Source organism: Agathobaculum sp. Marseille-P7918, assembly GCF_964248325.1.
GTDB lineage: Bacteria > Bacillota > Clostridia > Oscillospirales > Butyricicoccaceae > Agathobaculum.
This window is the reverse complement of record NZ_CAXTXI010000006.1, coordinates 67928-92736: the sequence shown is the minus strand read 5'-3', so window position 1 is coordinate 92736 and position 24809 is coordinate 67928. Positions and strand designations below refer to the sequence as shown.

27 protein-coding genes are annotated in these 24809 nt (G+C 47.4%); 13 read left to right on the top strand and 14 right to left on the bottom strand.

Annotated elements, in window-relative coordinates; translation table 11 throughout:
• Window positions 1-58: 58 nt before the first annotated feature.
• The 5 genes from ACESSO_RS09935 to ACESSO_RS09915 form a co-directional block, all read right to left on the bottom strand.
• On the bottom strand, window positions 59-199 hold the full coding sequence (locus tag ACESSO_RS09935) for a hypothetical protein (RefSeq protein WP_373164986.1): 141 nt from the start codon (window positions 197-199) through the stop codon (window positions 59-61).
• A gap of 702 nt (window positions 200-901) precedes the next feature.
• Window positions 902-1189 carry a helix-turn-helix domain-containing protein gene (locus ACESSO_RS09930; protein ID WP_373164984.1) on the bottom strand — a complete coding sequence of 96 codons (288 nt, stop codon included), beginning with the start codon at window positions 1187-1189 and terminating at the stop codon, window positions 902-904.
• A 351-nt stretch (window positions 1190-1540) separates the two neighbouring features.
• Entirely contained in the window at window positions 1541-2956 is a 1416-nt protein-coding gene (locus tag ACESSO_RS09925; RefSeq protein ID WP_071429127.1) for a BTAD domain-containing putative transcriptional regulator, read from the bottom strand.
• 116 nt (window positions 2957-3072) lie between these two features.
• On the bottom strand, window positions 3073-3351 hold the full coding sequence (locus ACESSO_RS09920) for a helix-turn-helix domain-containing protein (protein ID WP_071429126.1): 279 nt from the start codon (window positions 3349-3351) through the stop codon (window positions 3073-3075).
• Between the two features lie 554 nt (window positions 3352-3905).
• Complete coding sequence (locus tag ACESSO_RS09915; RefSeq protein ID WP_373164982.1) at window positions 3906-4151, bottom strand: helix-turn-helix domain-containing protein; 246 nt, start codon at window positions 4149-4151, stop codon at window positions 3906-3908.
• A gap of 114 nt (window positions 4152-4265) precedes the next feature.
• Between ACESSO_RS09915 and ACESSO_RS09910 the strand changes: the two genes are divergently transcribed.
• The 12 genes from ACESSO_RS09910 (at window position 4266) to ACESSO_RS09855 (ending at window position 12674) form a co-directional block, all read left to right on the top strand.
• Window positions 4266-4694, top strand: coding sequence for a hypothetical protein (locus ACESSO_RS09910; protein WP_373164980.1), 429 nt, complete (start codon window positions 4266-4268; stop codon window positions 4692-4694).
• 580 nt (window positions 4695-5274) lie between these two features.
• Window positions 5275-6348, top strand: a complete 1074-nt coding sequence (locus ACESSO_RS09905; RefSeq protein ID WP_373164978.1) for a hypothetical protein — start codon at window positions 5275-5277, stop codon at window positions 6346-6348.
• Between the two features lie 103 nt (window positions 6349-6451).
• Window positions 6452-7090, top strand: a complete 639-nt coding sequence (locus tag ACESSO_RS09900; RefSeq protein ID WP_373164976.1) for a hypothetical protein — start codon at window positions 6452-6454, stop codon at window positions 7088-7090.
• Window positions 7091-7414: 324 nt separating this feature from the next.
• Window positions 7415-7693 carry a hypothetical protein gene (locus ACESSO_RS09895; protein WP_373164974.1) on the top strand — a complete coding sequence of 93 codons (279 nt, stop codon included), beginning with the start codon at window positions 7415-7417 and terminating at the stop codon, window positions 7691-7693.
• A 42-nt stretch (window positions 7694-7735) separates the two neighbouring features.
• Window positions 7736-8077 (top strand): hypothetical protein, encoded by a 342-nt coding sequence (locus tag ACESSO_RS09890; protein ID WP_373164972.1) that lies wholly within the window; start codon window positions 7736-7738, stop codon window positions 8075-8077.
• 13 nt (window positions 8078-8090) lie between these two features.
• Window positions 8091-8273: a hypothetical protein gene (locus ACESSO_RS09885; protein ID WP_373164970.1), complete on the top strand. Its 183-nt coding sequence runs from the start codon at window positions 8091-8093 to the stop codon at window positions 8271-8273.
• A complete protein-coding gene (locus tag ACESSO_RS09880; RefSeq protein ID WP_373164968.1) occupies window positions 8266-8754 on the top strand; it encodes a hypothetical protein in 489 nt (162 codons plus the stop codon). The genes ACESSO_RS09885 and ACESSO_RS09880 overlap by 8 nt, the downstream gene beginning before the upstream one ends.
• A 161-nt stretch (window positions 8755-8915) precedes the next feature.
• A complete protein-coding gene (locus ACESSO_RS09875) occupies window positions 8916-9251 on the top strand; it encodes a helix-turn-helix domain-containing protein (RefSeq protein WP_373164966.1) in 336 nt (111 codons plus the stop codon).
• A gap of 126 nt (window positions 9252-9377) precedes the next feature.
• A complete protein-coding gene (locus ACESSO_RS09870) occupies window positions 9378-9956 on the top strand; it encodes an SLOG family protein (protein ID WP_373164964.1) in 579 nt (192 codons plus the stop codon).
• Window positions 9957-10033: 77 nt separating this feature from the next.
• On the top strand, window positions 10034-11179 hold the full coding sequence (locus ACESSO_RS09865) for a hypothetical protein (protein ID WP_071429114.1): 1146 nt from the start codon (window positions 10034-10036) through the stop codon (window positions 11177-11179).
• A gap of 70 nt (window positions 11180-11249) precedes the next feature.
• A complete protein-coding gene (locus ACESSO_RS09860; RefSeq protein ID WP_071429113.1) occupies window positions 11250-11714 on the top strand; it encodes a DUF3879 family protein in 465 nt (154 codons plus the stop codon).
• Between the two features lie 66 nt (window positions 11715-11780).
• Window positions 11781-12674: a hypothetical protein gene (locus ACESSO_RS09855; RefSeq protein ID WP_071429112.1), complete on the top strand. Its 894-nt coding sequence runs from the start codon at window positions 11781-11783 to the stop codon at window positions 12672-12674.
• Window positions 12675-12900: 226 nt separating this feature from the next.
• Here ACESSO_RS09855 and ACESSO_RS09850 read toward each other — a convergent pair whose 3' ends face one another.
• From ACESSO_RS09850 to ACESSO_RS09830, 5 genes are all read right to left on the bottom strand, one after another.
• On the bottom strand, window positions 12901-13155 hold the full coding sequence (locus ACESSO_RS09850) for a helix-turn-helix domain-containing protein (RefSeq protein ID WP_071429111.1): 255 nt from the start codon (window positions 13153-13155) through the stop codon (window positions 12901-12903).
• Between the two features lie 10 nt (window positions 13156-13165).
• Window positions 13166-14968 carry a type IV secretory system conjugative DNA transfer family protein gene (locus ACESSO_RS09845; RefSeq protein WP_373165100.1) on the bottom strand — a complete coding sequence of 601 codons (1803 nt, stop codon included), beginning with the start codon at window positions 14966-14968 and terminating at the stop codon, window positions 13166-13168.
• Between the two features lie 249 nt (window positions 14969-15217).
• A complete protein-coding gene (locus tag ACESSO_RS09840; RefSeq protein WP_071429110.1) occupies window positions 15218-16651 on the bottom strand; it encodes a DUF3991 domain-containing protein in 1434 nt (477 codons plus the stop codon).
• A gap of 149 nt (window positions 16652-16800) precedes the next feature.
• A complete protein-coding gene (mobP3, locus tag ACESSO_RS09835; RefSeq protein ID WP_373164960.1) occupies window positions 16801-19566 on the bottom strand; it encodes a MobP3 family relaxase in 2766 nt (921 codons plus the stop codon).
• Window positions 19567-19585: 19 nt separating this feature from the next.
• Window positions 19586-19996: a hypothetical protein gene (locus ACESSO_RS09830; RefSeq protein ID WP_373164958.1), complete on the bottom strand. Its 411-nt coding sequence runs from the start codon at window positions 19994-19996 to the stop codon at window positions 19586-19588.
• 513 nt (window positions 19997-20509) lie between these two features.
• Between ACESSO_RS09830 and ACESSO_RS09825 the strand changes: the two genes are divergently transcribed.
• Window positions 20510-21697, top strand: a complete 1188-nt coding sequence (locus ACESSO_RS09825; protein ID WP_373164956.1) for an IS110 family transposase — start codon at window positions 20510-20512, stop codon at window positions 21695-21697.
• A 324-nt stretch (window positions 21698-22021) separates the two neighbouring features.
• On the opposite strand, the gene ACESSO_RS09820 is transcribed toward ACESSO_RS09825, so the two are convergent.
• Genes ACESSO_RS09820 through ACESSO_RS09805 form a run of 4 tightly spaced genes read right to left on the bottom strand, consistent with a single transcriptional unit; the run spans window position 22022 to window position 24805 of the window.
• A complete protein-coding gene (locus ACESSO_RS09820) occupies window positions 22022-23065 on the bottom strand; it encodes a hypothetical protein (RefSeq protein WP_373164954.1) in 1044 nt (347 codons plus the stop codon).
• Window positions 23066-23326, bottom strand: coding sequence for a DUF6103 family protein (locus ACESSO_RS09815; RefSeq protein ID WP_373164952.1), 261 nt, complete (start codon window positions 23324-23326; stop codon window positions 23066-23068). It lies immediately after the preceding gene.
• Between the two features lie 12 nt (window positions 23327-23338).
• The gene (locus ACESSO_RS09810; protein WP_373164950.1) at window positions 23339-24043 is read right to left on the bottom strand and encodes a hypothetical protein; all 705 of its coding nucleotides are present in this window, start codon (window positions 24041-24043) and stop codon (window positions 23339-23341) included.
• A gap of 15 nt (window positions 24044-24058) precedes the next feature.
• Window positions 24059-24805, bottom strand: coding sequence for a hypothetical protein (locus ACESSO_RS09805; protein ID WP_373164948.1), 747 nt, complete (start codon window positions 24803-24805; stop codon window positions 24059-24061).
• Window positions 24806-24809: the final 4 nt, after the last annotated feature.

Genomic DNA, 24809 nt, shown 5'->3' with positions numbered 1-24809 from the left:
TTCGTAACACACACAATACCACATTACCTTTAGAATAGCTATCAAGAAGGGCGAGAATTCAGAAAGAAATAACAATATCTGCGCCAGTCTGTGTAGCAATCCTGGCCAAAATCTTGTGGGCCTCTTTTTCTGTGGTTTTCCCCTGATTTATCAGTGTGCGGAGCAATTGAGCAATACCACATAGATCAATATTCGTCATTGTTTTCCCTCACTTTCATAGCCTTGTTTTGATAGCAGAAATATGGGACCCGATCAAGGGAGAGAGGGAGTTTTGCCGGGAGGAAGAACAGAGAGGGTAAAATGGAGGTGGGCGGTGTAAAAGTTAGACACTGAAAGAAAGGAGATAAAAATGAAAGAAGCCCCTATGACCAGATCCCATATTTCTACTATCAAAGGAAACAGAAGGCCGCTCCCAAAGGTCAGGAGAGTACCCATAGGCTCCAAGTCTGGAGCGACCTTCTGTTCTTTGACAATAGCTTTATTTGCCTGTATTCGACACTACTTCCCCAGGCAGGGCGGCAACTTGAACTGTGCTGGCGCACATCATGGGACTCTCACCCCTCCGAGGATCTCTCCGAGCTGCGTAAACAGAAGTATCATTATAGGCTGACAGTGTTGTGGCGAAACAGCTTGCCAAGGCTGTCCTGGCCTGAGTGGGTATCGCTCTGCACCTTATATGGCCGTCCTTTGATGCGGAATGCTCCGCACAGGTGGTCTTCGCGCACTCGGCCTGACGCTCGTTCTGTCAGCTAACGTATTCAAGTTACCGGATATGACCGCCGATGGGGCGGTGTTTTTCAAGGTTCCATGAGATGTTTTGATCTCACAAAGATTGTAACTCCGTGCCAATTCTTCCAACAGAAACAGAATGGAAAGTTTACCGACCCAAAATGGAAAGTTTTTAGAGGGATGCCTCCAATTCGGACAGAAGAGAGATGGCCATCCGCAGTCCGCGCTTCTGTTCCTCTGCAAAATCTCCTTTTCCCACCAGGAGATAATCCAGAGAAACCTCAAAGAATTCTGCGAATTCTACAGCCAGTTCGACTGGGCCGGTTTGTTTCCCATTTTCGATTTTTGCTATGTAGGGAGTGCTGACATTCATCTTCTCTGCCAGCTGCTCCTGCGTAAGCCCACGATTTTTCCGCAAGCTCCTGATCCGTGAACCATAGTCGTCTCTATTAAAGCGCATAGTGAATTCCTCCGTTTTCTGAAATTTGAATGTGAGACAAATTTCAGGGCGGAGGGCCACGGCAGCGGTAGATGTACTTACGGGTAAAAAAAGGAGGGGTGCTTATGCAAGTAAATGCAAAAGCACCCCCATCGGAGAAAGTCTTGTTCTCAAAGTAACAACCCCCGTAATTCAGATATCGAGCTCTTGCTCGATCAATCTAAATCACGGGGGTCATTTGGCCCGTTGTATGGCCGTCACATAGGATGTTATATTTAAGTATATTAAATGCGTTTGCGTCACATAGTGCGTTAAACAAAGACTTCCTCTCCGAAAATTGAGTCATTTATGGCGTTATATGCTGTGAAACTACTATTTGCTCAGCTTCTCCCAGGAGACATCTTCACTCTTTCTGAGATAATCCTCCAATATGCTGTATTCTTCGCAAGTAAGAATCTCTTTGGCGCGAAGCAACTCGTTCTTGGCCAGTGCAATAGAACCGAGATGATAGGTGGAAGCAACCAGCCAATAGTGTGCTTTCAGATTTCCTGGCATGAGGTCTATGGCATTCAGCGCATAATGCTGGACACAGGTATAGTCCTGCGTTTCGGCCAGAGCACGCAGGAGGTCATTAACCAAGGACACATACCGCAGGCGGTATAGATTAACCTGGCTGATGATCCAGTGCTCATCCTGTGCGCCGCGGAATATTGGCCCTCGATATAATCTTACGGCTTTTTTCATGAGATTTATTTTCTGCACCTCAGAAGATGATCGCCTTGCTGCGTCAACAAGACGGTCAAACTGCCGTACATCGGTGATAATATTCAGATTTGGATTCAGTCGATATCCATTGGGCGTTGATTCAATGAGTGGGTAATCACATATAAGAGAAAATGCCTGCCGGAAACGATAAACATAGCCGCGTATATTTCTGCCGGCCACCTCCGGTTCAACACACTCATCAGGCCAAAGAGCGTGATATATCTCCAATGGAGGATGTGCCGTTTGGGGGTTGAGGATAATGTAGGTAATAACCCGGCTGCTTTTGGGCGAGTTAAAGAACCGCTCACTCAGGATTCCTTTTTTGGTGCAGATCTCCATGTCACCGAAAAAATTGATAGCAATATCTTTGCTGCTCTGTACTAAATCAGGTGCTGATGCCAGTTTTGCGCTCTCAATTGCTTTTTGCTGTACCATAGCTCGGTGCAATACATAGGCAAGCGCACTAAGCATACTGGACCGATCAATATAGCGAGAGGGGTTTCGAATCACAAGAAAGCCCATAGGGCTTGGTATGAACGGAACGGCAATTATCGATTGAACGAACAGTCTTTCATAAACTGCATATTCATCTGGGTTTTCTGCTTTTACGGTATTCACATCTGAAATCACGATGTTTTTGCATTGGTGCAAGGCATTGATCCAGCGAGGCATAAAATGCAGAGATTCAAATTCAAGAATAAGCTGGGTTGTTCGATCCTGAATACCCGGATTATACCACCAGGCAGGAGCCCAAACATCAAAGTCCAGATCCACCTCAAGTGTTCCTGCCCAGTCGCCTCCATAAAATGTACACGCAGTCCTCAAGGTCTGCATGGCAATCTCTTTGGGATCGTCGCAGGTGAGCAGATATGTTTCCAAGTCTCTAAGTGCCTGCTCCAATTCGGTACAGTAGTGCAAATACCCATCATCGTCATTGGGCGGGCGCTCCTTTTTTCCCTGTGACTGTAATGGTTCCGTGATTTTTTCGGTTTTTTGGAATAAATTTCTCAAAAATCCTCCCATACATATCTCTCCTTACAAATAAAATAACAGCGCAAAACCACTGTGTAGGAGCAGTTTTGCGCTGTTCATTCTCACTGCCAATGACTTGGCAGATTATTTTCGATTAAACTCGGATGTCAGCCCTTTCTGCTGTTTATAATCTTGTCTGGAAAAACGGAAGCACGGATCAGATCGGCAGGTTCGATTTCCAAAGCGTCAGCAATGTTAAAGAAAACTTCCAAGGAAAACGGGCGAGCAATTCCAGGGGCTTCGATTGAACTGATGTGGGAACGGCTGACATTCGCTTTTTCGGCAAGCTGCTCTTGTGAAAGTCCTCGCATCTTTCTCAACGCAGAGATAGCAATCCCCAACTGGACAAACCTATCTCGATTTTTGAATTCTATTTCTTTGCTCATATGTATCACCTGCCGCCCCTATGCATATAATTATACTTTTACCAAGCGCAAAACTCTGCATCTGTCAGGAAGCAAATGACTTATATTTTGAGCAATCGTGGAATCAAGTGCAAATGTGTAACAATTCAAATGCAAATGAGCGCACCTGAAGGCGGCGCATAGTGATCAAATATAGTACCTCTCTTTCCGTCAGAATACATCGGCCGGTATAACATAGGCTCTGTTCGCTGTGATGAGAAGGTTTATTCACCAGAAGTAGAAAAGGCACCGATGCAATTTGTGCATCGGCGCCTTTTCATTCCCTGTCCCTGTACTGGGGTCATTCCTGCCTATACACTTAGACCAGGCATCATGTTAGGCAGGATGTCGAATCAGCAACTGCTATGCCGTAATTTATGTGCGATGCATGGATTTACTCTATCATACCTCTAAAATAAAAATGAGACGAACCTTGTCGAAGTCGCTCCAGAATTGATGAATTTTTATATATCCTGCTCTATGTATGTTAAACATCATTAAAATAATAAAACCTCCGGCGAAAACTCGTCGAAGGCTTAAGGTTCCAGATTATCTTCTTTGAAAAGCGGAGATGCAAAAAATGTATCTATGCCGATCTCCAGACCCTGGCACATCTCATGAATAATCCGCAGTTTTACAGAATCGTAGGAGCAGTTGATGATATTGCCTATGGTGGATTTTGGCACGCCGCTTTTCATGTACAGCTGATACTGTGTCATGTTTCTTTCGTCCAGCAATTCGGAGAGACGCTTGCTCACTGCCTGATTTAGTTTCAATCTCACTCACCGTCCCTGTCCCTGTACTAAAGCTATTATATGGGCAGGTGCGTGAAAATTAGTCCCTGTGCCTGTACTAACACCACCATTTGCAGTATTATGGAGCTGGGGGTGTTATTGATGAATGTGACCTTTTGTGGCCATGCACAGATCTGGCAGAGTGAAGAAATAGAGAAATGGCTATTCCATATAACACAAAGCCTAATTGAGCAAGGGGCGACTACCTTTTATCTTGGTGGCTACGGTGCCTTTGACAGTTTGGCAGCATCAGTTCTACGAGAGCAAAAGAAACGCTATCGGAACATCGAACTGGTTCTTGTCCTGGCCTATCTCAATACTGGGCGTGGTACTTCCGGCTATGACAGTACAGTATATCCGCCGTTGGAAACTGTACCGCATCGGTTTGCCATCTCTCATAGGAATCGCTGGATGGTGGAGGCCGCTGATGTAGTGGTGGCCTATGTTCTTCACGATTGGGGCGGAGCTGCCACGACACTGAGATATGCAAAGCAAAAAGATAGAAAGATTATTTTGTATTCTAAGTTATGAACAATAGAATCGAATAATTTATCCAAAAACAGTATAGCCCAGGCCGCATTTTAGGGGCCTGGGCTATACGATGACCTAAATTCTCACCATGTTTTTGCGAAGCATGCGGCGGTAAATCGGCCGGTCGGGGCCGGGAGTGGTGAGAACTTTAAACATTCCTTGATATCACAGAAAATTGAGAAAGCCCATGAATACTCTTGATATTTCTTTAGACCTTGTTCGGCGAATAAAAAGGAGACAAAAACAGGCTATGTTCCAACATAATCAATTTTTTTCTCCTTATCCGCATTAAACCCTGCCACACAGCGCGACAATAAACAATAAATTTGGCAGCTCAAAGTGTGAGTTGCCTATTATTTTTTTAGCAGTTTAGCCGATATATTCAGTGTAAATGTGTGGTTTTCTGCAAACTTTAACTACATATCGCCCAGTGCATATAATCTAAATTTTCCTATATCGTATTGCCTTTCATTACCATTAAAAGGGGGAATAAAATTATCTTTTATGCCTACGCAAAGATAGTTTAACACCAAGAAGACTTACGCTTAATCTAATTAAGAGGATAAGGAGAGAACGCTCAATGAATGGTATCAACATATCCAACTATCCGCAGTTGAAAAACAATTATGGCAGCTTTCCGTGCATTACCAAAGATCTGACGACAGTTCCCAAAGACACGGTTGATGTGGATTCCTTTGTTTCAGTAAAATCCACATACACCTCCTCAGAATTGGGAGAGACTGCAAGAGCTTATCTGGAGGGGGATCAAGCAACGCAGACCAGCCCTATGGATGATTGCATCGATCAGTTCTTTGATGGAACCATGTCAGAATCAGAGTTGCAGACCGAGTATGAAAAACTGCTGAAAAAAGAGCTTTTTGGCTCCATGGAAAATCCGACGGGACCTCTGACCGCGTCGCAGAAAGAAATCGCAACTAATTTTTACAATGCGTTTCGGGAAAAGATTTTGTCGGCTGCCGTTGAGCGTAACAACGCCGAGGGGAAACAGTATATCACTGGGGACATGAATGTGCAGCGCAACTGGGCCTATTACAATTCCGACTATTATTATGCCAGTGAATCGGCAATCTCTGCTATTACGGAAGGTGCTCAGAATGTGTCGCAGGAGTATGGCTCCACTTTTGAGGTTCCCGACTACATGGCACAGGGCAAAACCAATCTATACAATTTTAACACGGCTTTAAGCGGTGATCCGTTTGTTGCATCCGATTATCACTATATCATTGACCCCGATGTTGCGCCCCCGGAAAATTTCAAGTGGTTTTATGAAAAGGGCGGAGACGCTTATAGTACCACCATCCGAATGAATTCGCTTACCGTGGAGGATGCGGATGGCAACAAAACAGTCACGGATTACACTACCGATGAGTTTGATCCCAAAGATCCCTTAAAAGCACAAACATGGGTTTCCTACACAGACGAAGATGGCATAGAGCATCGGCTCAGCACAGATCTTGTGTTCAACAATAGCAAAGAGGATCTTCGGAATGTTGCGGATTTGCTGTCCTTCTCTGATAAAGATACGGACAAGGCCAGCTTGCTCAATCAATTCCTGTCCAACTTGCAGCTCTATCCGAAGCGGTATTTTGACCGTTTCCCGACTGTTGCCCGCAGTATGGATTTTATGGTTTAATGCAGAATCTATCTCTTGATATTGTGCGAGATAACAAACGCAAATTGGCAGATTGGAAGTTCAAAAATCAGTGAAAAAGACGGTTGGAAAGGAGGCATAGAAGATGAATATTTCTTCGACTTTCATTTCTGGTTCACATTACACCCCCAACCTCCGCAATACTGTGGCAAAAGGTATGTCGCAGGCAGCCAACGCGCAGTCCAGCAGCGAGGATACCGTGGAAATCAGCGGCAAAAAGGCTGTGGATGACACTTCGGCTACTGAGGAATTTGAGAACAACACATCGTTACCGGATGAATTTGTTAAGAAGATTAGAGAAATGGCAAAAGAAGGTGCGCAAAAGGGCGTGTATAAAGGTGATGAATATATTGCCTATATGAACGCCTATAAAAAGCAGTACATCTCTCCAGACCGCTCTAAACTTTTGATGGGGCTGAACAATATTCTTTCTAATCTGTCCCATATTACAAATCGGTTCCAGACCTTTTCCTTGATGGGTTTCCGAGCAAATGTCGATTTTTATAGTGGTACTGCTGTGTTTTATAACTGCAACGGGGAGAAAATCATGGGTTGTGATTCCGATGGCGACGTGATGGAATTTCCCACAAAGGCAGAACAAAAATTTCACAGCGAAATGAACGCACTTTATGAAGAAGCCTATGATGCTGCGAGGGCGGAGATGAAAGCTGCCGCCCAAGGACAAGCATCTGCCGACGCAGCCACCGTGGATATTCGGGCATAGTTGCAATAATGTTTCTGTCCAAGTTGAGTAGTGGTAGAACAAAAAATATACTTCTTCGTTATACTGCCTAACAGGAGCAAGGATGCCTTGCTCCTGTTTTATTTACCAGCAGATATTCAGAGAAAGCGAACAAAACGATTGGTTATACACTTCAACAATCATGTAGGCCAGAGGGGTAAGTCCTTTGATTTTTGTCAGCAAACAAGCCTAAAGAAAAATTAAGAGATTATTCATGGGTTTGCTCGTCTCTCCATGCTATAATTTCAGCACCGAATGGTAGAAGCAAAACTTGATTGGAAAAGCTGTAACCAGGGAGAATATGGTATGAAACGCATCATCACAAATGGGATCATAAATCTTGAGCCATTGCAGGGCAGCAGCGAATGGTACTGGGGTGCTGATTATGCCAGCAACGATTTATATGAGGCGGAGGAGTTGTTCCGTAGCGGCCATGCCATTGACAAAAACCGCTTTGTCCTAATTCACCGCCTGGAAGGCAAGGTCTATGAGCCGGTATACACAAAGTCGGGGCAGTATCTGGGTAAGCCGGTGTATTATAATGGGCAGATCGTACTGCTTCTGGTGGATTTTCCAGTGGGTTGATGGGTATTGGCGATTGAACACTTGGAAGGAGGATCGTATGCCATGAGTGAGATGTTGCTGAACGGGATGCCGTTTGATGATTACCTTGAAAAGTATGAGATATTTGAGAAAACCACGCAGTGCATGATGGAGTACCTGAAAAATTGGTACGATGATGATCCGAAGGATTTTCAGAGAGGAATGCGGGCAGATTACCGGACTGTGGCGGAAACCTATCAGTTTGAACGGAAAATTGCCGCATTTGAGAAAAACTATATGTATGACACGCCCTTGCTCTGCATTGCTTTCAGTATGGACATCAATGATAATGAGGGTAATTTTATGGCAATTTATACCGCAATTTTTGACCTTAATGGTGACTATATTGATGACCTACTGCGCTGATGGAGATAGAAAGATGAAGATTGAATTAAGCGAACACAAAGCCCTCACCCTTTACAGACTCCTTTGCCGCTGGGAGTCTACAGGGAAACTGACGGTTGAGGGCGAAGAAGAACACAAAATGCTGTGGGATCTGCAATGTGTGCTGGAGAAGGAATTGGAACCGGTGGATGAGGCCATCACAAAAAGGCTTGTTTGAAGAATGTTCAAGAACACAACTGCGAGTAAAGGACGATGAAATGATACTTCCAAGAGGAATTACAGGATTTTGGAACGGGAACACAGCGCCGCCGTTTTTAGACGAAAAAGCGTTCTGTCAGATGTGCTACTCCATTGCCCTGGAAAATGGCGGGACTGTGACAGAATTGGACACAAATACATACCCAAGAAACTTCTATTCTGCCAAACTCAGCAGATATGACGATGCCGTTTTTATTGTGCAGAACATCCACTATCCCTATGCGGCCTTTGCGGGGCAGGACGATTCCGGCGGATTTGTTCTGACCAGTCAGCCAGAGTGGTTCCGGTTTCCGACAGGGTCAGTGCATTTCTTGAGCCTTGCCGAGCTGAATCAGAGCTGGTACAGCCTGTGCGGAGAACTTAGTCCAGAAGAACTGGAGCAGATCCGCTATTGGAGGCCGCAAACAGTCGGAGAAATCATATTTAACAGTTGGGACTGAGATTGGGATTCGATAAAGCAAGATAACGAAATGATTCTTAGGTTAATTTTCTTGCAATCTCAAACGCTAATACAGTGATAGTGCATTAGCGTTTCTGTATGTGTCTCTCGCTGCTCCGTATACTATGTCTTAACGACATAGAAAGGAGCGGTGGAGACCATATGATCGATAAACGCATAGGTGAGCGGATCAAACAATGTCGTGAAAGATTGGGCCTGACGCAAGACCAGTTTGCAGAGCGGCTGGGCTTGACAACAAATTATATTTCCACCGTTGAAAGAGGCGCTTCTTTTCCTCGTTGTGAAAAGTTGATCGCCATTATCAACGGACTTGAAGTATCCGCAGATGCAATTTTTTGCGATGTCATTACAAACTCCAATGAATACCGGAGTAGCCAACTTTCAGAGGAGTTGAAGCAACTTCCCCCGGAGGAACAACAACGCATCTTAGAGATCGTAGAACTGATGATTCAGCAAGCGAAGAAAAAGTTAAAATGATTGATTTTGTGGGCTGCAAGGGAATCTTGTAGCCCATCGACTTTTTTCGACATAATTCTTTCGATGTATGCTATACTATGTATTAGCGTTATAGAATAGATTGTTAATACATAGGAGGCGTGCGGCATGATTAAAAAACTTGTTGAACTACTTGGTGTAACGAAACCATCCACTTTCTGCCCAGGTGGGCGTACATGTGCCTTTACAGGCCATAGGCCACAGAATCTACCATTCCGCTTCAACGAGTCCGACAAGCGATGTATCGCACTTAAAAAACAACTCCGAAAACTCATTATTCAGCTAATCGAACAGCACAATGTTACACACTTCATTTCCGGGATGGCTATCGGCGTTGATATGTATGCCGCCGAAATTGTTCTTGATCTGAAGGCCAAGTATCCACACATCACACTGGAGAGCGCGATTCCCTGCGAGACACAAGCTGCCAAATGGTCTGAGTCGTTGAGAGATCGGTATTTCAAGATCGCAGAGCAATGCGACAAAGAAACCATGCTTCAAACACAATACACACCAGATTGTATGCAAAAGCGGAATCGCTATATGGTAGACCAGTCTGATGTGTTGCTGGCTGTTTGGGACGGGACGCCAAGCGGAACCGGCTCCACAGTACAATATGCGAGGTCGCAAGGTAGGACGATTTGGATTATTGATCCAAATTCACTCGATGTCAACTATGAGGGATAACTTAAGTTTTTAGCAAATGGGTCGATAATATTGGTAGAGTAGTACCATATAATTCGTGAAAGGGGTTGCATTATATTATGTCATGGCAAGTACCAAATATAAACGGTCAGCTTTCGTCTGAACTGGTCAACAGCGGGTGGACTGTATATAAACAAGGAAGCACCCAATCCGGTCAAGGAAATACACAGGCAACTACCGGCGAGCAAGCGCGTCTTTCCCCACCCTCTTTCGATACCGTAGATTTTAGTGACAGCAATATCCGTGATATTACCCCTGAATATCCTGAAGGTATGTTTTCTGACGAACCACAAGTGGATGAAGATGGGAAAACGATTGTCAGAAACCTGTGGGGCGGAATTAAAGTGGAATCCCGGATCGGAGCAGACGGCCAGTTTATCACATTTCCCGATGAGGCTAACCGGAGTGCTGCCGAAGGGGCCGCCACCCATGGTTTCTTTTATCACACCACGGATTTTCTAAAGGAGGCCGCCCAAAAGTACAGTACATTGGGTGAAAATGAAACCTTCCGTTTTCGGGATATTCAAGATGAAGGTTTTGTCCGTGACACCTTGGATTTTCTGACCAATGGCAATTACACGGAGAAAGATGTTGCCGCCATGCAGGATCAGATGGAAGATGTAGTGCTGGAGCTGGCCCAGCAGATCAAGGATGGCAAAGAGATCGATCTCAGCAGTGTCCAGACGAAATTGACCATTGGCGGTTCGGAAATTGGCGTAAGCCAGTTATTTGAGCTGCAATCGCTGGGTAAGGACTTGGAGGGGGTTTTGAACCAAACCTCCGTGGGTCAAATGGACTCGTTTGCATACGCTCAGAAAGGGCTTGCAAAATCTATCGCTGAATACTATGGCAAAGATTATGGTGCGGTAGGAGATATGTTTGCAGATGGCATCGGGCGGCTTTATGAAAAAAGCATCCAAAATGTTCAAAAGCTAAACAATAGCATGAACAGTGGCTACGGCGGAATCGGTTGGTCGCAGAAGGAAAATGATTCCGTTCATACCGGCCTTGAAATTTCCGACCTGTTTGCCAATCTGGATTGCAGCAGCAAGGACGCTTTTATGGCGGACTTCAACGCAAAGCTCTCCGATATGCGCACCCTTGTGCAGCAGTTTGGGAAAAAATATAACCTTTCCGACTCCTATTTGGGCATCGCTGGAGATACGGCAGCTCTGATCAAATATATTCAGTCGGCAATTAGATGATTTGAGAGAAGTGTCTTTTTGTTCATTATCTTTTGCCAGCCGTTTTATGTGTAAAAGGAGATGAAACAGCATGACCATCACAGATATGGCGCGTATGCTGATGAACGCAGATCAGTATCAGCGTGGGGTCACACAGCCAAAGTATCCAAACGGTGCTGCGGTATCAGATCCTAATGCGCCTGATGACGGACTGGATATTACAGGCATGACCGCAGCGGACTTTCACATCATCCCCGTATCCAAAGAAGCAGAGCAGGCGGTACGGGATATAGCTTTGGAGCACATGAAAAAGTATTATGGGATGTCTGGGCCTGACGGCAACGACTTGGGAAATTTCATCAAGTCCTATTATAAGCAAGTCCCCGTCTCAGACCGCGCCAATGCTGGCTGGACATTGAATCAAATGCACAGGGATGAGGCCTATCGTCTCTATGATTTTGTCCGTTCCCGTATTCCCGGCTGGGAGATTGGTCAAAAGTTTGATACCAGTATTTTGGAGGAATACAAGCAAGGGACTATGGATATGAAAGCATAAACATTTATTGTGCAGTTAAAATTCATATTAACAGGGTGTGTACAGCCATGTGGGGAGGATGGAATAATGTACCTATCAAATACGGCGTTTTCCTTTTTGAGTAACAACGGTGTTTTTCAAAACAACGGCGTTTTTCAAAACCGCAATCTGTTTGCTGCAAACTCTGGTATTTTATCGACCGCCGAAAAACCTCAAACAGCACTTCAAAAGGTCTCAAACCAGATTGTGGCCAATCAAACAAGTGATGAGCGGTTAGAAGATTTGTCCAAGTCTGCGCAAATTCGCAGAGACACCTATGTAAAAACCAATGAAGCCACTCCTTTGGAAGAACTGCCAACCGGCGTGTTGGAACTATATTTGCATAATACCAAGATGTACTTGACAATATCTGAAGGATATGAGCAAGAACTTTCGGACTTCAAGGAACAGTTGCAGGAATGGGATCAAACCATCCAAGGCTATCAGGATATTCTGGATGGAAAGGTTGCATTATCAGAAGGACAGACCATGGAAAGCGTTCTTTCGTCTTATGAGAAAGCCCAAAAGGACAGAGAGCAGTTCCTTCAAGACGGGATCGCTCATATTAACGAGAACCGATACAGCGAATTTTTTTCTAACGATAGACTTGACCGCACTCTAAAAAACGTGTTGGGAGAAGACACATTTTCCGCATTTGCCGCAAAAGATCCTTCCAACTGGACCATCGACCCTTCTGCATCGGATATTTATTCTGAAATTGACCGTGTATTATCCGAGGCGCATGGGGTAACAGATGAGCTTCAGCAGGGTGTTGATAACATTTACAGCATCTTACAGGAACGGGGATACGGAGAAAAATACAAAGGCTATTTGGATTCTTGGGCCGACCCCCAAAATTCATACTTTGATCATACCGAAGAAATGAATATCCAGAAACTGATGATTGAGCGGTTGATGAAGGAACCTTTGCTGGAAATGTGAGTTCAGTCACCATACAAATTCTGCCGCTGTTTCATAACAGCAATTCTTTGCTTATTTCACATTCTGTATATGTTGTTAAGTGTTGTAGTGATAGAATTTGTTCTTTTCTGAATTAAATAAAATTATAGAGTGTTCCCTTCTGGGTGGTTCACCATGAACCTATCCTCAGTTCATCAAAAGAGCAGACTCTCCCCTTGGTGGGAAGAGTCTGCTTTTCTTTTTCTGATCAGGTGAGCCGATAGAGATTGGATGTGTAACTCCCATTCTCCCTCCAGCGTGGTTCTTTTTCGAGCAGTCCGACGCGGATTAGATCATCCAGAGCCCTCTTGACCGTTGACCGTGACAATCCAAGATCTGCTGCAATCGTTTTGATTGCCGGCCAGCAGCGGCCATCTAAATCGGCGCGATCCTTGAGGTACATGTATACTGTCCTGGCGCGATGCTCCAGATCAGAAGAATAGATAAGGCTATAGTAACTCATAGGCACCTCCTTACTGTGTACGAATCATCGGCCGTGGGCGCTTGGGATCAGCCCCTGCCTGCATTCCTTGAGTAACTCCACCAGCCATCGAGTCGGAACCCGGATCATCATCCTCAATCTGAGAGGCGTACTGGCTTCGGATGATATTTTCTTCTAAGGTTTGCTTGTCTGCATAGGCTACTGGCCGCTGCGCCTTCTCCGGCATCTCATATGGTGTTCCGAAGCGGATACCCCAATCCAGGAACAGACGGAGTTGAGACTTCATTGGATGGACGCCTGTCTTTGCTACGATAAAACTTCCTTTACGCATTGACTTGAGTTCGTCGGGGGTCATAAGGGGGCGTTCAATCATCTGAAGGCTCTGGGAGGGATCGTTTTTCCCTCGGCTAATAGAACCAGACATTACAGTTCGGCTGCCGAGAGATTTGGAGAGCTCATCAGCAGTCTTGCTGGCAGGAGCAAATCCTCCATACAGGTTCACTTGGCAGTTGTCCACAATAATTTGCGAACCCTCGGGACCATAGTTTTTCTGAAGCTGGCCGGTGATTGACTGAACGATGGGAACAAGCATTAAGCCTCGGGAACGGGATGCTGAGAACATCAGCTCCAGTGACTGGATGGGCGGGCAGGTACCCAGCTCATCCGCAAAGAAAACCACACGATTTTTCAGTCGACCACCGTTCTCATCTGCGACGGTGAGGATCTCCCGGTACAGGTTCTGCAGAATCAGGGATACCATGAAATACTTGGTCTGGTCTTCCTCGGGAAGCACAATGAAGATAGCAGATTTTTCATTACAGAAAACTTCCGCGTCAATAGAAGTTCCGAAGCAAAGGATCTGTTCCATTTCAGAATCGAGGAAGGCGTTCAGCCGGGAGAGTACAGTGGAGATAACAGAGGCCATAGCCTGTTCCGCCGTATTAAGTGCGGAACCGGCAAACCACTTGGCTTTGTGATTTTCCGGAAGCTTCTCCAGCAGAAGCTGGAATTGATTCTTGCCTTTCACACGGCTGGGAGCCAGCAACTCCTGTACCAATTTAAAGACGGACACAATGTGCCGCTGCTCAATTGGGTTGCCGTCCGCATCTTCAGTGGGCAGATACTCCGCCACCAGCAGAAACATGGCAGTCAACAGTCCTTCTGCTGAGTCATAAAAGAAGGCGTTTTGACCATACTGGGCACTGTCACCACCGCTGGTGTTGATCAGCGTTTTGGCAAGAATCTTAGCGTACTTTTCTGATTTGGCTTTTGCGGCCAGATTGCTGGGGTCCGTCTTGTAGATATCCATGTACTTGTTGATGAGATGAAGCAGATTATCCTCATCGGATTTCAGAGGGTTTCGTAAATCGATAACCGAGGTGTGAAAGCCATAGTTGTCTTTCGCAATTCCAGCATAGTTTCGGAACAGATCGCCCTTGGTGTCTGTGCAGAGAAAAGACATACCGGTGGCAAGCGCATATTCGATATTGGGGTAAAGAAAAAAAGCAGTCTTACCGGCACCGCTGGCTGCCGTGACGAGCGCGTGGATATCGTCGGTGTCTACCAGTGCAGTGACATGTCCCTTTGGGCCTTCGCACCCAACAATCAGCCCTTGCTTTGTCGGTAGATTTTTGCCCTGTCGCCACAGTTCCGGCTCAAAGGGAATATGTGCGTAGGTGGATTTGATTTCCTGCTTGGTCGCCCAGCGGGCACTACCATGCTGTCCATCGCCCACTGTTCGGGATTTGATTCCATCCAAGGTATAAAAATTCGAAACAAAAGCAAGACCGCCGATCACCAGGAACATTGCTCCGGAGACCGCGATCAAAATCATAATGGAAGACAATAGGTTTCCTCCTTTCACTTTTAGATGAGGTGATTACATTGATTTATACATGTGATCATTGCTACTTTTTATTTTAGTCACAAGAGAATCCAGAGCATTGTCCAGACTGCGGCAAGGAAACTGTCCGCCTCGCTGATAAACGGGGGCGGGAGGGGTATAGAAACCGAAAAAGGAATTTGTTCCGAAGAAGGGGGACGGATTAGTGATCTGTCCCCCTTCTGTTTCCATAAGGCTACCTCACATCCGTTGCCCACGTTCAACTTGTTGTTTCTGATCCATGACAAGCTGATCGGCAGCATGCTTAACCGGAATTTTCGCACAGGATATGGCCAGATTAAGCCATGCACGGGCAATATCTTTTTTCTGGTCTACGCTGCGGACTCCTGTTGCCTGCGCCTTGCTCAGCACACCTTGTATTTCAGATGCAATCCTATCGGTGCGATTATGAATGGCCCCTCTATTCTGGTGGGGCAGGATTTGATCTTGAAGGAGAAGAGCTGCCTTATCTACTGCGACCAGCGAACCCAGTTGCTTACACTCTTGAAGCACCACAGACAGTGCGCTGGCAGACATTTGCTCCATGATATCCATAGCCTGCTCGGTTCTTCCGCCTTGGAGATGGCTTCGATACTGCCGGAGAAGATCCAGTATCTGCCGGGGTACACGGTCGGCCTGTATGCTGGTACATTTTTCACCGATGCGATTGCAGATTTCTCCTTTGACAACTGCCTGCGGATGCTCCTCTGCAGGCTGGGCAGCCATGCGACACTGCGCTTTCAGATCCTCGTCCCAGTCCTTGTGGGCGGATTGGAGCGGAGCTACCATCGAATAACTGTGTTCATGAAGAATATCAGTGAGTCGGCCGGTGGCCTCAATCCCTGGCGCATCATGATCCAGGCAAAGGATCACTTTTTCAAGCTGCGGGTTCTGCTCCAGCATCCACAGCATGGCATGCTCAGCGGTACCGCATAAGGCTACATAACTGTTGCTCTGCCAGTCATCCGGATAAAGGGTGATGAACGCCATCATGTCAATGGGAGCCTCGAATACATAGAGCTTGTTGCTGCTACCTGTCCAGTGAAAGCTATATCGTGGATCGCATCCAACCACATTTCCACGGAAGCTTTTTCCTTGGGTATAGATCCCTCTCTTGTGTGCGTGACGGGCAACGCCATGTTCATCAAATCCAACGAACACAGCATTGTGGTATTCTTTTGTCTGGTCCTTTGACTTTTCGCAGCTTTCGTAGATCAGCCCTTTTTTCGCAAAGGCGTTGATCACATCCCAAGCTATCAATCGTTGCTGAAGCAGGTATGCATACATACGTCGCATAGTAGAACTCGCCGGCGGAAGCGAGAATTCTTTTGGCACATCCGCAGGCTCAGGATCAGCCAGAGTATAGTTTACGCCGCATTCACCATCAAGGAGCTTCTTGACGGCCTCTGGGTAGCTCAGATTGTAGAATTGCTGTACGAATGATATCGCATGGCCACCTTGTTCTGTGGCATGGTCGAACCATTCATTCCCGCGGACCGTGATGCTGTGGTCAGAGGCCAGCCGTTTTTCACGGCCTGACGGAATCAGCTTTTCCCCCTGCCGATACAGGAATTCCACCAGATCAACAGAATTGGCGCGGAATTTTTGTTCGTCAGTAAAATGTATGTAAGGCATAGTAGTACCTCAATGTCAGCGGTGACGGCTGCGCGTCTTGCGATGGTATCGAACCTGCTGTACCTGAGCAGGACGACGGGGCTTGATTTGTATCAGTGTATAAGCAGAAGACTTGGTACCCTTACGCTTTTTCAAGAAAAAACCTCCTATCATAGAGTCATCGTTGGCTCATGGTCATCTTCTTTATGACCCTGAGCAATTTTCTTCGCCTTGATCTTTCTCATCAGCTTTCGATCTACTACTGCACGGAAACCGCCAGAGGGAAGTCGTTGGTTCTCATCACGGAAAATATTGGCCAAGTGGTGAAACAATGATATGACTGCAACTGCCGGCGGTGGTCCCAAACGATCATCCATGTGTTCCAGGAAGTAATGGGCATATTCGTTCCCTTGATCCGAAGCCAGTCGAAACCATTTAGTTGCGGCTTCACGATCTGGAGGAACTACCTTGCCCAACAGGTATAGCTTTCCGAGCGCGTATTGTGCATATTGATTTCCTTGCTCTGCGGCAGTGGTGAGCCAGCGGACGGCAGATTCCACATTCTTTGGGACTTCCTCCCCTTGGAGAAGAAGCTTACCAAGTTGATACTGGGCGAACTGATTTCCAAGTTCAGCAGAAATCGTAAGCCATTTTAGTGCAGTGGCTGGCTCCTTTGGTAAAGTTGGGTTACCAGAAAGAAATAGTTTGCCTAAAGCATAAGCGGCAAAACTGTTTTTTTGCTCCGCTGCAAGAGTAAACAGTTCCACCGCTTTTTGAATATCTTTTCCTATTCCATGACCGTTCAGATAGATTTTACCAAGTGCATATTGGGCACAATCTTGGCCTGCGGCAGCTGCTTTTGACAGCCACATGATCGCTTGAGATATCTGTGTATGCGGAGAAGATGAATCATTTAGGATTATCTGAGCCATCTGATACTGTGCATAAGGATTACCAAGCTTTGCAGCTTTTTCAAACCATTCTTTTGCAGATGACTCATCTTTTTTGGTTCCTACACCGTGGAGCATCATCCAGCCAATGCGGTATTGTAGCTTATCATCGTGACTCTGCGCCTCCAAGCCAAGAAAACCGTCAAAGGCTTTCCGATACCAAACATTAGATTCCGCATCGCTTTTTGAGCAGCCAACACCGTCCCGGTACATTCGCCCTAATTCATATGCAGCATAGGGAAAATCCTGCTGTGCAGCACGGGTATACAGCTCCAATGCCAATCGGTCATTTTGCTCCACACCATATCCACGGCGAATAAGTCCAGCCAGGGAATATTGTGCGTATTTGTATTCTTCTTTTGCAGAGAGCTGGAACCAATGGGCCGCTTTGTAATAGTTTTGCTCACAGCCGAGTCCTGCGGCATAGAGCTTGCCAATACGGTATTCTGCATACCGGTTTTTCTTCTGTTCTTCCACAGCGTGGAATGCAGTTAGAGCCTTAGCGTACCACTCATGAGCAGCTTGCATATCTATTTCATGACCCAGACCATCCGTGAGCATACGGCCTAAATCATACATGGCCAATGCATTACCTTTTTGAGCTTCTTTTTCGAATAATGCAAAGGCAAGTTTGAAATCCTGGGGTTGATCTTTACTTCCAAACAGACAGCGTCGGGCCTTGCGATATCTTTCGTTCCAATCCATGTACACACCTGCATCAGATGATTCCTTATGGAATGGTTCTGGAGGAGCGTCGGTTTCAACATTTAACAACAATGAAAGCTGGTCGGAGGAAGGCAGATCCTCCTGTGTGGATGGAAGATTAACTTCCTGTTGATCGTCGGGAGCAAATATTTGCTGTCGCTCACTTAATTTTGCTGCTTCCGCAATAACGATATTTTTTATTTTCTTAAATTCAGGCTGCTGAGAGAGTGGTAACCGCTCTGGCAAATCATCCTTATAGGTGTGAAGGACTTCTTCTCGTAGCTCGTACCACAGATCATAAGCGGATGCGACACGAGAATCCTTTGCGAGTTCATCCACGATCTCATCCACAACCGCTTTGAGAGGTGCCTTGAGGTATCCGTACTGTTTCTTACCGGACAAAAACCGCAGGCGGTCAGCCAAGTAGCTCATGAGCTCCTCAATGCGCTTGTTCTGGATTGTTCCGGATGACATTTGCTCAATAAGCTCACATAGAATGGTCTGGGTATCAACATTCAATTCATCTCGGCGTTGCGTCTGCTTTTGATAGAGTTCTGTCAGCTCCTGATGAAAAATCTCCTTTGCCAAACCAGCTTTGATGTCCGCAATGCCTTGCTTGGTCAGGAACCCTTTGGAGGGATCGGTGCTGTAGCAGACCATGTGGATATGAGGATGATGAGACTCATTATGAAAGGCCGCATACCAGCGGAAGTTGGCCCAGGGGATCTTCATTGCTTTCGCTATTTCTGTGGCATAACCAGAAAGCAGAGCCTTCCAGCGTTCCGCATTGTCGTAACCGAGACGAGCGGCATCTTCACGACGCAGAGAGATGATAGGCAGCCACACAACTCCCGGATGGTGTGCTACCGCGTCCGCAACTTGTGAGAGTACGAGGTGATCATCGGAGCCGGTGAATAATCCGTGTGGACCCATACGCTGCGCGTTAGGACGCATAGCGATGTACTTGAGATAGTTCTCACGCTTTCCGATTCGGTCATAGTTTTCTTCCAGCGCACGAGTAATGAATTCGGACGCATTCCCCCGTGTAGGTGACGCATGGTAGTCTTCGTACTCGAACATACCGCGGCTGAGTGGAAAGTCACGCAAGATCTGCGCAACCATTTGACGCTGCCCCTTGGTAGCTGGAAGCACGGATTCACTTGGATCGATCTTATCCACGCCTTTGCGTGTTGACATGTACTCCACATAGTTTTGCAGATGGGAGGCGGCACGCTCTGTGCCACCCTTGATATGCGGACACTTGAAGATAACTTTTGGCACAGAGCGTCACCGCCTTTTATCACTGTGGTTTCTCTTTCTGGAATTCCACCGCGTCCTTGAAGGAGATCATCCCGTTGGTTTTTTTGATATCCTTAATGCAGCGTGCGCGGAGTGCATCCAGCTGCTCCGTGTTGATGTCTGTAGCGAATGCCAGCACATTCATCATCATGCTCGTCTCCACCGCCAACTTGAAAAGCAATCTTGCAATCCGGTTTTCGCTGCTCTGGATCGTTCCACGGATAGCAGACACCAGAGCAGGCGGCAGATAATTGATAGCCTCCTGTCCGGAAACATATCCGGCATAAAACTGGATGGCCTTTTCGATGAACTCGTTCTGGCTCTGACAGTTGTCACGGGGATAGAGATCCCGCACGAGCTTTTGCGTTTCAGGGCTTATCCGCAGCCCGAACTTGATTTTTTCTCTTGCCATTTGAATCCTCCTCAAAAATAGCCCGCCTGCTTTCCGCAGACGGGCTGAAAATATGGGGATGTCCCCGTTATGAAACCTTTGAACCCGTTGGGACACGGGCTTTTTTTCACAGTGTAAGCCCCGGCATGACCCCAGCACCCAAAATTTGACCCCCGCAAAATCGTTCCCCGACCCGCATTGCGGGGCGGTGTGAGCCGTGCGGGGGGCGCTCTGTGGCCCCCGCGCTTTATCCTGCTATAATTTCAACCGGTAGGTTCAGCGGAATAATATCCGCAAATTATACGCTTTGATATCCTCACCACAACGGGTGATGATATACTGTTTTTACAGGCAGAGGTTCCCTTCTTTTATCCTTGCGGTTTATGTCCGCTTGTGCAGCATGGGACCTCTATCTTATGAGCGTTCATTGTTGAGCCGGATGCGGGAGTAAAAGCTCTCCGCTCATTTTGAAGCAGGCTATGACTCATAAGAGCAGAGGAACTGCTTGTAACTTTTAAAGGGGATGGTGTTTTCATGTTTATTGTCGGAATTGATATTGCCAAGTGCAGCCATATGGTTCGTATCATCGATGCAGAAGGAAAAACTGTATGCAGACCATTCTCTATTCGCAATAACTATTCAGGCTATAACACCTTATTGGAACGCGTGGGGAAAGTGACCAATCAAAAACATGAATTCATCTTTGCCATGGAAGCCACTTCTCATTACTGGCTGGCTCTCTATACCCGTCTTCGCAAAGACGGTTGGAACACTGTTGTGCTTAACCCCATCCAGACTTCTGCCATGCGGGATATTTTAATGCGTGATGCAAAAACCGATTCCATCGACACTCTGGTCATTGCGGAAACCATCCGTTTTGGACGCTATAAACCCAGCAGTGTCCCTCAGGAAAAACTCCTTGCTTTACGAGAATTATGCCGAAATCGTTTCTATCTGATTGACATGGCCAGCGATCTCAAACGCAAAATCATCTCTTTGTTGGATCAGATATTTCCTGAGTTTGAGACTCAGTTTGATTCTGTTTTCTGTAAATCAGCTCTTGCTGTTCTAAAACAATATCCTGTCCCCGAACGTCTTGCCAGGGCACAGATTGGTAAATTGACAGAACTTCTTCGCTCTGCCAGTAATGGCCGTTTTGGTGAATGGAAAGCGCAGCAGCTCAAAGAGATTTCGAAAAACAGCTTTGGTATTCCAGATTACACTGGCGTCTACTCCACACTAATTTTGCTGTACCTGGAACAACTTGAGTCTTTTTTGACAAAAGTGAGTGTACTGGAAAAAACAATAGCAGAACTCTTTTCCCAGTTTGACTCCACACTTACTACCATCACTGGCATTGGCCCTGTGTTGGGTGCAGTGATCCTCAGCGAAATCAGGGATATTTCCTGCTTTGCATCCGCTGACAAACTGGCCGCCTATGCAGGATTAAATCCCTCTGTAAAACAGTCCGGGAAAACAGTCTCCTGTTCTATTCACATGTCAAAACGAGGCTCTCCTTATCTGCGCAGAGCTATTTGGATGGCCAGTACGATTGCCGTTCAGCACGATCCTATGTTCAAAGCTTATTATGAGAAAAAAGCCTTAGAAGGACTGCGTTATATGACCATCATCGGGCATGTGACCAAAAAGATGACTGCCGTTATTTTTGCCATTATGAGAGACAGCAAGATTTACCAGCCTATCCTTTCTGTCACAGTATAGCGAGACTTCAAAATCCATATTGAAACAGCCCCTATACTGGGCTTCGCTTTCTGCGCCCTTTTTTCACTGCAAACATTCACTTGTTCTGTATTTTTATTCTTGACAAATCCTTAGCCGGCTGCACCGTTTTCAACCCCTCGGTTCACTCCCCTGCTATGGTGTGGAACCCGACATACATTCCAGAGGCGATTTCTATCCCCTGCAACGCTCCGGCACAAAGCCCGCACACGGCGTTCCGGGGCGTCAGAGGGATACGGATGCCACCCCACCGGGAAAACGGCCCACAGAGGCGCACAGCGGGCCAACAGGGCGGTTCCGGCCCAATCACATCTGTGGCGTTTCCATCGCTGTGATATCCGCTTCGATCTCGGCCGCAAACTCCTCCAGAGCCTGACCGTGTTTGGCTCGACAGTATTGCTCCATCTTTTCCAGGACAGCACCCTTTTCGCCGGCATCGAGCTGGTACACCATCTCGTGGTCACTGCCGTCCTCGCGGCAGAGAATGACGCTGAGGGTATCGCAGACCTGACCGGTTTCCAGATCGTACTCGGCGTAGATGTTGAGCCAGTTGCCGTTGTCCGTCGTATCCACATGGGTACCGAAGACCTCGTCGGGATTGAAGGAGCAGTCCAGGTAGAAGTTCAAGCGCCCATCGATTTCAGAGATCTCGTCGGAAAAAACAATCTCCTCTGGATGCAATCTGCGTGAGCCGTGGAGCTCAACCGGGGCTTGCGTGTGGCTGGTGAGCTGCTTGCCATCCAGCCGAGAGAGGAAAATATTCCACCGCACATCCTTGTTAACATGGCCACTCTTGTCCGCAAAGTAGGCGGCAGAGGAGACATCTTTGAGCCGGAAGCACTGCCAGCCATCCATGATATTAAGGGCAGAGAACAGGCTCTTGTCGAAGTTGATCTCCACCAGGCCGGTGACTTTACCGAGATTCTCCAGCCTCCATGCGGCCAGCTGCTCAAACTGCTGAGGTGAAATTTCCTCTGCACCATAGATGCACTGGGCGAATCCTTTTTCCTTGTTGCCGAATGTGCCGCGCACATAGCGCCGCATGAGGATCGCCATATCCAAAAATTCCTGGCCGCTTTTGGTGGCGAGATAGTGTTCCCGCCCATTCTCTGTGATGTGGAACCCGGCGTACCGGGTGTTGGCTTCGGCACTTCGCTGGCTCTCAAGCTGCTCAGCATCCAGCGCCTGCCGGATCTTCTCTCGCTGCTCAAGTGGAACACGCTGGTCGTAGAGCTCGTTGAGGCGATCCTGCATGGCTCGTTCAACGGTGGTCCCATCTTCAGCCAGAGCCTGCTCCAGTGCGGCAAGTTGTCTCTTGTCCAGCCAGAGTTCGATAGAGACCGAGTCCATTCACATCTCCTCCTCACTCACCAGAGCGGGCGTATCGGTCGGAGTGCGTGGCTGGCGCTTGGTCCGGGAGCGAGTGGGTTCAGCAGGTTCCTCCATGTTCTCGATGTACTCACGGGTCTGAGACGGGACATACTTCTCATAGAGCTTGGCGAGAAAGTCCTCCAGCTCCGTTTCCAAAGTCGTTTCTTTCTTCTCGGTATAGAATCGGAGTGCCCGCAGCTTTTCCGCTTCCATATCGATGCTGATGCTTGTTTTTTTCATCGTCAACCTCCATTACATAAAAAATTTCATTGCAGACTCTGCTCTGGCACAATCCGCAATTGCTTCGTCATACTGCGTCAGCAGCTGTGGATCGACTCCGTCAAGAACCAACTCTGTTCCGTAGGGGCCGGGGCGAACAGCGGCGACCTTGGCATCCAGGACTTCGGCGAACTGTGCCTTCCCACGGTCGCTCAGCTGGGACAGGTCTGCCGCAGGAACCCATCCGACATCGGCGGATGAGTGAACCAGATACACATCATGATCTGGCAGACCGAGATCCACCAGATCTCTCAGTCGGATGGCAGGTTCCTCAGCGAGTGCTTTCAGCTCATTTTCAGGCAGAGGCTTTGGAGTGAGAAACACTCTGGTCTGCGAGTTTGAATCGCACTCATAGTCGATGCGTCGCCACTCGCCGCCGCTGGACACCTGCAGTTCACCCAGATGGCTGTACTGCCAATCGTGGCCGGTTTCTTTGCACCATCGGATGACATGGTCGCTGACACTGCCTGCTGTCCACTGAAAACTGAACAGGGTTTCGCTCTGCTTTTTCAGTTGGTCCGTCCACTGGTTCCGATCAGTGAACCCCATACTGTGAGCTACAATCGCCTGACACATACGGATGGCCCAATCAGAAGGTTCGCTTTTACTCTCATGTCTTTTTCTGAATTCCTCCAATTGAGAAAGCAAAGCGAGTTGCTTGGAATCAAGGTTATCCATGTCCATCCTCCATTCTCATTGCATCACGGGGCCGGAGGGCTGTGCCTGATCCGGCTCATAACGATGCCGGAGGTCGAATCCCATGGCCTCGATTTCCGGGTGGCTCAACCCAAGATCATTGTGCAGAACTTGATACAGCTCCGTGCTACCATCATGCAGGGCGAGATACTCGGTCAGTTTTTTTGCGATTTTCTCCGCTTTCTCCGGGTCAGCCAACGGGGACGGAGCGCCCTCATCGGCAAAGTTGCGGCAGTAACCCAGGTAGAAACACACATCGAAGCACTCATCGGTCATGACCACATCGGCGCTCTCCGGGCGCTGTTCCAGCTGGGACAGCAGCATTTCGTCCGTCCCGTTGCCCGGCTCCACGACAAGCCGCATCTTCTCGAAAAGCTCTGTGAAATAATAGCACCAGTTTCCTTCATTGGTGTTTTCGGTGCCCTCCCGGATAATTTCGTCCGCAGCCTGTTGCAAAATCGAATCTACAACAGCCCGTGCGCCGGGCAGATAGGCAAAGCGGTTGCCCTGGTTATAGGCGAAGACTCCGTCCATCCCGCCGTCCCGAAGGATCAGGATGCCGCTGTAGAGCCGGTGTCCGTCCTCGTTGAGCAGAGAATGTTCCGCTGTCCACCGAGGACTTTTCCAGGGCGAATGCAGAAAAGATTCGAAGTCCTGCTCCGGCAATGTGACGATTCCCTCGGCCTCGCAATCAGCGACGCGAAGTTGTCCGGCAATCGCCGGCAGTTGTATTTTTAATCTCATGATT

Excerpts from the sequence above, each read along its gene's own strand:
- ACESSO_RS09935 (WP_373164986.1), bottom strand. The coding sequence starts at position 199 with ATGACGAATATTGATCTATGTGGTATTGCTCAATTGCTCCGCACACTG.
- ACESSO_RS09930 (WP_373164984.1), bottom strand. The coding sequence starts at position 1,189 with ATGCGCTTTAATAGAGACGACTATGGTTCACGGATCAGGAGCTTGCGG.
- ACESSO_RS09925 (WP_071429127.1), bottom strand. The coding sequence starts at position 2,956 with ATGGGAGGATTTTTGAGAAATTTATTCCAAAAAACCGAAAAAATCACG.
- ACESSO_RS09920 (WP_071429126.1), bottom strand. The coding sequence starts at position 3,351 with ATGAGCAAAGAAATAGAATTCAAAAATCGAGATAGGTTTGTCCAGTTG.
- ACESSO_RS09910 (WP_373164980.1), top strand. The coding sequence starts at position 4,266 with ATGAATGTGACCTTTTGTGGCCATGCACAGATCTGGCAGAGTGAAGAA.
- ACESSO_RS09905 (WP_373164978.1), top strand. The coding sequence starts at position 5,275 with ATGAATGGTATCAACATATCCAACTATCCGCAGTTGAAAAACAATTAT.
- ACESSO_RS09900 (WP_373164976.1), top strand. The coding sequence starts at position 6,452 with ATGAATATTTCTTCGACTTTCATTTCTGGTTCACATTACACCCCCAAC.
- ACESSO_RS09895 (WP_373164974.1), top strand. The coding sequence starts at position 7,415 with ATGAAACGCATCATCACAAATGGGATCATAAATCTTGAGCCATTGCAG.
- ACESSO_RS09890 (WP_373164972.1), top strand. The coding sequence starts at position 7,736 with ATGAGTGAGATGTTGCTGAACGGGATGCCGTTTGATGATTACCTTGAA.
- ACESSO_RS09885 (WP_373164970.1), top strand. The coding sequence starts at position 8,091 with ATGAAGATTGAATTAAGCGAACACAAAGCCCTCACCCTTTACAGACTC.
- ACESSO_RS09875 (WP_373164966.1), top strand. The coding sequence starts at position 8,916 with ATGATCGATAAACGCATAGGTGAGCGGATCAAACAATGTCGTGAAAGA.
- ACESSO_RS09870 (WP_373164964.1), top strand. The coding sequence starts at position 9,378 with ATGATTAAAAAACTTGTTGAACTACTTGGTGTAACGAAACCATCCACT.
- ACESSO_RS09865 (WP_071429114.1), top strand. The coding sequence starts at position 10,034 with ATGTCATGGCAAGTACCAAATATAAACGGTCAGCTTTCGTCTGAACTG.
- ACESSO_RS09860 (WP_071429113.1), top strand. The coding sequence starts at position 11,250 with ATGACCATCACAGATATGGCGCGTATGCTGATGAACGCAGATCAGTAT.
- ACESSO_RS09855 (WP_071429112.1), top strand. The coding sequence starts at position 11,781 with ATGTACCTATCAAATACGGCGTTTTCCTTTTTGAGTAACAACGGTGTT.
- ACESSO_RS09850 (WP_071429111.1), bottom strand. The coding sequence starts at position 13,155 with ATGAGTTACTATAGCCTTATCTATTCTTCTGATCTGGAGCATCGCGCC.
- ACESSO_RS09845 (WP_373165100.1), bottom strand. The coding sequence starts at position 14,968 with ATGATTTTGATCGCGGTCTCCGGAGCAATGTTCCTGGTGATCGGCGGT.
- ACESSO_RS09840 (WP_071429110.1), bottom strand. The coding sequence starts at position 16,651 with ATGCCTTACATACATTTTACTGACGAACAAAAATTCCGCGCCAATTCT.
- ACESSO_RS09830 (WP_373164958.1), bottom strand. The coding sequence starts at position 19,996 with ATGGCAAGAGAAAAAATCAAGTTCGGGCTGCGGATAAGCCCTGAAACG.
- ACESSO_RS09825 (WP_373164956.1), top strand. The coding sequence starts at position 20,510 with ATGTTTATTGTCGGAATTGATATTGCCAAGTGCAGCCATATGGTTCGT.
- ACESSO_RS09820 (WP_373164954.1), bottom strand. The coding sequence starts at position 23,065 with ATGGACTCGGTCTCTATCGAACTCTGGCTGGACAAGAGACAACTTGCC.
- ACESSO_RS09815 (WP_373164952.1), bottom strand. The coding sequence starts at position 23,326 with ATGAAAAAAACAAGCATCAGCATCGATATGGAAGCGGAAAAGCTGCGG.
- ACESSO_RS09810 (WP_373164950.1), bottom strand. The coding sequence starts at position 24,043 with ATGGATAACCTTGATTCCAAGCAACTCGCTTTGCTTTCTCAATTGGAG.
- ACESSO_RS09805 (WP_373164948.1), bottom strand. The coding sequence starts at position 24,805 with ATGAGATTAAAAATACAACTGCCGGCGATTGCCGGACAACTTCGCGTC.